The organism is Streptomyces sp. NPDC059788, from assembly GCF_042732265.1.
Taxonomy (GTDB): Bacteria; Actinomycetota; Actinomycetes; order Streptomycetales; family Streptomycetaceae; genus Streptomyces.
The window spans coordinates 1-5382 of the sequence record NZ_JBHWHY010000109.1 but is presented as its reverse complement, the minus strand read 5'-3'; the positions used below and the strand labels follow the sequence as shown (position 1 = coordinate 5382).

The window sequence follows — 5382 nt, the reverse complement described above, 5'->3', positions numbered from 1 at the left end:
AGGCCGCCCGTGCCACCCGCACCGTCTCCGCCGGAACCTCTCCAGGCTCCTCCGGCCGCATCGACACCCGACACCCTCCCCACACAACAACGTCGGCTTCCAAGACCACAACCGGGTCCCGGAAGCCGACGTCACGCCAAGGCCCGAATTAACCAACGGCATCGCATTCCAGCGGCCGGGCCCCGGCGCGTCACTCGGTTGCGGACCCGCCCGCCCCCGGGCCGAGCAGTTCACACAGCCCGTCGGCCAGTTCCGTGCGCCAGCACAGGTAGTCGTGGCCGCCGTTGTACTCGCGGTAGACCGCGTCCTGGTATCCCTTGGCCGCCAGGGTGTCGCGCAGCCGCCGGTTCGCGGGCAGCGCGACCCACTCCTGCTCGCCCGCCGACAGGCGGAACCGCACCGGGAGCCGCGGGGACGCCGCGATCCGCTCGGTCAGCCACTGCGCGCCCGGACCGTTCGGCCACCAGAACGAGCCCGACTGCGCCAGGACGCCACCGAACCGGCCGGGCAGGGTCACCGCCGCGTACGCGGCGGTCAGGCCGCCCAGGCTCTGGCCCGCCACCACCGTACGGGCCGGGTCGGCGGTCAGCGGCAGATCCGCGGCGGCCCACGGCAGCAACTCGTCCGCGAGGAAACCGGCGAACCGCGGGGCGCAGGTCATCTCCGCCCAGCGGGTGTCCGCGCCCAGGGACTCGGGCAGGAGCGCGACCAGCGGCGGGACGCGGCCCTCCGCGATGAGGTTGTCCAGCAGGGTGGCCACGCCGAGCCCCGGCTGCCACATCTCCCCGTCCAGGAGGACGAGGACGGGCAGCCCACCGCCCGCTTGCGCACCCGCGTCGGCGCCGCCCGGGGGCACGTACCGCCACACCCGGCGCGCGTTGCCGAGCAGCGCACTGGGGACGGTGTGCACGGAGACCGTGCCACGGGGCACGCCGGGCCGCTCCCGCCACTCCGCACCGCGCGGCGCGCCGGGCAGCGCGACGCAGGACGCCGGAGGGCCGCCCCAACGACTCGCGAGACAGTGCGGGTTGAGTGGATCGGTGCGCTGCTGCGTGCGCAGCCACGGCCAGTACGCGTCGTCGTCTGCGGAGGGCCCGTCACCCTCGTCCACACACAGCGTGTACGTGGCGTGCCAGTCGCGGCGCATCCGTACGGACCAGTGCCATACGTCCGTACCGGGCACGCGGTCCATAAGGTTGCCGGCCGGGTCGCGTGGGTCGGCGAGCTTGTTGGGGGACACCTGGACCGCGCGGGTCGCGGGGGAGCCGCGCCACAGGAACGTGACGAGCGCGTGGTCCGTCGCGCCGTGCGGATCGGGCCCGACGAGCGGCGTGCCCTCCCGTTCCACTGCCCGCCAGAAGTCCGCCCCGGCCGTCTCGGCCGCCCGCCGGACGACACGTTCGTCGGTGACGCGCGGCACGGGGGAGGGCCGCGGCACCCGGGGCGGGTGGCGGGGCGTGTCGGCGGGCGGGGTGGTGGCGGGCATCGAGGTGGGCTCCATGAGGGTGGTGCGGGGACGCGGCGGGGGCAGTCGGTGGTGGACCGCCCCCTCAGTTTTGGTAAGGCCAGCCTTACTTTACCTTCGGGGGCTCGGTGTCCGGGAGGACAGTCGCGCACTCACCCCGCGCGGCAGGGTTGTTTCCCCGCGTTTCCCGGCGCCGCCGCCGCGCGTTCGGGCACATTCGGTGCATGGACGGTTACGAGGACAGGGTGCCCGGCTACCTCACCTTCCGGGTGTCCCCGCACGAAAACCCCGTCGCGGCGCTCGCGGACCAGGAGGCCTGGCAGGCGCGCGAGCGCTACCCGGAACTGCTGGGAGTGGGGCCGGCGGAGTTCTTCCATGCGAAGGAGCACGACGCCGGCGGCTGGGAGCTGTCCGAGTACGGCGCCACCGAACCGCAGGGGGCCAGGGACACCCTGGGCTCGCACTTTCGTATGTCCGCCAAGAAGGCCGCGGACGCCGGCGACGCGGAGGGGCAAAGGAGGTGGATGGCGGCGGCGTTGCGGATGGACCGGGAGGTCGTCGACGACCTGCGTGTCTGCGGCGAGCGGTTCCGGATCGTACGCGCCGCGAAGTTCATCCGCATGGGCCGCAGCGGCCCCGAGCCGCCCCGCCCCTCCGACCCGGACCCGTCGCGGCCCGGCGAGGCCTTCCGCGAGCCGTCCCCGACCAAGGGCTTCATCGTCGACCCGTACGTCGGTACCGGCCTGTCCGACAGTCTCCTGAAGCTGGACCTCGTGCGGTTCGTCGGCGCGGCCCCCGGCGCCCCTCCGGAGGTCTACGACGACGCGCTGCGCGCCGCCGTGCGGTACCCGGGCGGCGTGTTGCTGCCGACGGTGTTCATGACCGCGGAGCGGGTGGACGGGCAGTGGAAGGCGCAGGACCCGGGGGCGTCGCACGCCACCCCGCAGAAGGCGCGGGACGGCCTGGCGGTGTGGCTCCGGGTGCTGGCGCCGTTCAGCCTGGAACTCTCGGACGGGAAACAGGCGGAGTACGCGCGGGCGGCCGACGCGCTGGACGCGAAACGCGGCAACAGCCTGAGCGTCGACGGGCGCCGGTTCCGCATCACTCGGGTCGAACGGCTGGTCCGTGTCGGGCCCGACGGACCGGAGGGGCCGCGGCCCAGCGACTTCGATCCGCAGCCACCCGTGGAAGTGCACACGCGGCAGTTGAAGGAGCAGGGGCTGTGGAAGGAGGACGACGACGAGGACGAGCCGGCCGAACCCGACGACCGCATCCTGAGGTTCAAGGCCCTGTGCGAGCAGGAGGAGGCGCGGCGCGCGGCGCTCAAGGATCGCGGGGCGGGGGACAGGCGCACCTGAACGGCTGGGGGCCGCTCTGAATGGTTGCCGGTCCGGCTCGGCGCGGGAAGAGCCGAGCCGGACCGGCGTGCGGCCGGTGCGCGGGTGCGTTGCTTCGTCACTCCGTACTTGGTTACGCCCCTACTTGGTCTCGACCCGTCCGAGCGGGGCGGCCCCGGCCGCCAGCGCGTCGCACGCCGTCTGCCAGGCGGAGTCCCCCGGGCAGAGCTCGCTACGAAGGTAGGCCCAGGTGAGCCGCTGGACCGCGGCCACTCGCTCCGGGCTCTCGTCCGTGGTCTCGGCGACGTCGTAACCGGAGATCCCGCCGAGCCCGTGCCCCGCGTCGAACAGCGTGAGCAGGGCCTTGGAGCCGGGGGCGAGGACGTACGGATCGGCGTGCCAGTCCGGGCCGTTGACCGTCAGGTGGGCGGAGTCGTCCTGATCGCCGACGACCACGAGCGTGGGCGTCGTCATCGTGGAGAAGTCCGTCGTCGTGACGAAGGGCAGCAGCTCGGCCGCGGCCTCGCTCAGGGCATCGCCGCCCCGGCCGGGCGCGGCCAGCAGGAGACCCGCCTTGATCCGGGGCTCGGCCAGGTTCACTTCCGTTCCGTCGTCCGGATCGGTGAGCCGGGCGCCCAGCAGCAGGCTCGCGGTGTGCCCGCCCATCGAGTGCCCGGCCACGGCGACCCTGCTGCGGTCCAGGCGCCCGAGAAGCTGCGGAACGGCGGCCTCGATCTCGTCGAGCCGGTCGAGGAGGTGCGTCATGTCCTCGGCCCGCGACCGCCAGTACAGCGGCGCCCCGGGGGTGTCGGGGGCCAGGTTCAGCGTCCTGGAACTCAGGTGGGTGGGCTGGAGCACGACGAAGCCGTGCGCCGCCCAGAAGTGGGCGAGAGGCGCGTAGCCGTTCAGCGAGGAGAGGTGGTTCGAGTGGCCCTGCCCGTGCGAGAGGAGGATGACCGGCAGGTCGCTCCCGGTCACGGGCGCGGAAACCCGTACCTGGAGGTCCACGGCCCGGCCGGGAACCGGCAGCACCACCGGACTGACCGAGAGGACGGGGGCGGGCAGACCGAAGGAGTCGGCTGCGGAGGTCGGTTCACTCATGATGCGTGGGTCCATTCAACGGAGTCGCGGCGGCGACGGCCTCGGTGGCGTCGGCCGCAACAGAAACGGAACGTTGTTCCACTTACGATATGGAACGTCGTTCCGCTTTGTCAACGAGCGATGGGTCGGGGTGCGCTCTCATGGCAGGGTGATCCGCATGCCCACCTCAACGATGCGGCCGCGAAGACGCCTCGCCGCCGCACTCCTCCTCGCCGGCGCCGCCATATCCCTGACCGCCTGCGGACAGCGGCCCGTCGCGGCCGGTGCCCCGAGCCCGGCCCCCAGCCCCAGCTCCGTCGTCCCGTCGGGCGGCGCGCCCCCCTACGTGGAACCCGGCTCCCGCGACGGGGCCCCGCACTACAACGAGAACAACGCCGGCCGCCGCGCGCGCGACATGTCCCCGGCCTCCGAAAAGGACGCCCAAAAGGAAGCCGGTCGCATCGAGCCCGTACTCAAAAGCCTCTGGAAACAGGGAAAGTGGGGCCCCGAGAACGTCCGCTCGGCGATGCTCGCGCTCGGGTATCAGGAACGGAAGGCCGCCTCCGACGGCGACCGGCGCGGCCCGGAAATCGAGGTGCGCGCCATGGATTCCCGCTTCGTGACCGACCATTACGTCACGCCCGAAGGCGCCCGAATCGGTCTCCGTGTCCACAAAGACGCCTGTGTCACTGCTTTCGTACAGAAAACCAACTATCAGGTGTCGGTCAACGGTCCCTATCCGGAGACTGGCTGCTTCGAACCACCCTTCGCGCATTGAGTGGTACGGAACCTGTACCGCACGTTTCTGCGTCATCCCCAATGATCCGAAAGTAAAGGGTTGGCAGTGGACGGAAAGAGAGCGGCCGGCGGGAACCGGCCGGAACGGGATTCGAGGAACTACGCATGAAGCGCATTGTCATCGCCCTGGCCGTGGTCGTCGTGCTGGCGGCAGGCGCGGGAATCGCCTTGAGCTTGAACACGGGTAACGACGGAGCGGTCCTGACCGCGAGCGGGGCAGATCACGCGGTGTCGCGTGCGGATGTGGAGAAGGAGGCCAAGGACCACCCCTACCGCGACGAGACGCCGGACTCGGTGAGCTGCGCGGGCGGGCTTGCCGCGAAGAAGGAGGCGAGCGTGCAGTGCACCGCCGTCTACAAGGACAAGCGCAGGCCGATGACGATCTCCGTGGCCGACGTGCAGGGCGATGAGGTGACGGTCGACTTCGCCGTGCTGGAAGGCAGCGCGGAGGGCGGCGCCCAGGGGGCCGAGGGCGGGGCGGGCAAGAAGCAGTAGTAACGGGTAACGGCGCAGAGCGGTCTCGCACCTGCCGACCGCCAGGCTTCGGCAGGCGAGCCGAGATCCGTTGGCAGACGGACCCCGCGGGGGGGGGGGCCCCGGGCGGGGGGGGGAAACGGGGGTGGGCGGGGGGGCGGGTTGTGGGGGGGGGTTGGGGGGGGTTGGGGCCGGGGGTGTACGGGGAAGGAGCGGGTGGGGCAGGGG

General features: G+C 72.3%; 5 protein-coding genes. 3 read left to right on the top strand and 2 right to left on the bottom strand.

The genetic code is table 11. The annotated features are described in order from the left end of the window. Positions 1 to 190: 190 nt before the first annotated feature. Positions 191 to 1486 (bottom strand): enterochelin esterase, encoded by a 1296-nt coding sequence (fes, locus tag ACFV57_RS42520; protein ID WP_385244626.1) that lies wholly within the window; start codon positions 1484 to 1486, stop codon positions 191 to 193. A gap of 203 nt (positions 1487 to 1689) precedes the next feature. On the opposite strand from fes, the gene ACFV57_RS42515 reads away from it, so the two are divergent. Next, positions 1690 to 2823 carry a DUF5954 family protein gene (locus ACFV57_RS42515; RefSeq protein WP_385244623.1) on the top strand — a complete coding sequence of 378 codons (1134 nt, stop codon included), beginning with the start codon at positions 1690 to 1692 and terminating at the stop codon, positions 2821 to 2823. Positions 2824 to 2943: 120 nt separating this feature from the next. Here ACFV57_RS42515 and ACFV57_RS42510 read toward each other — a convergent pair whose 3' ends face one another. After that, entirely contained in the window at positions 2944 to 3903 is a 960-nt protein-coding gene (locus ACFV57_RS42510) for an alpha/beta hydrolase family protein (RefSeq protein ID WP_385244621.1), read from the bottom strand. 157 nt (positions 3904 to 4060) lie between these two features. On the opposite strand from ACFV57_RS42510, the gene ACFV57_RS42505 reads away from it, so the two are divergent. Further along, positions 4061 to 4660, top strand: a complete 600-nt coding sequence (locus ACFV57_RS42505) for a hypothetical protein (RefSeq protein ID WP_385244629.1) — start codon at positions 4061 to 4063, stop codon at positions 4658 to 4660. A 125-nt stretch (positions 4661 to 4785) separates the two neighbouring features. Then, positions 4786 to 5175 (top strand): DUF4333 domain-containing protein, encoded by a 390-nt coding sequence (locus tag ACFV57_RS42500; RefSeq protein ID WP_385244619.1) that lies wholly within the window; start codon positions 4786 to 4788, stop codon positions 5173 to 5175. The last annotated feature ends 207 nt before the right edge of the window (positions 5176 to 5382 follow it).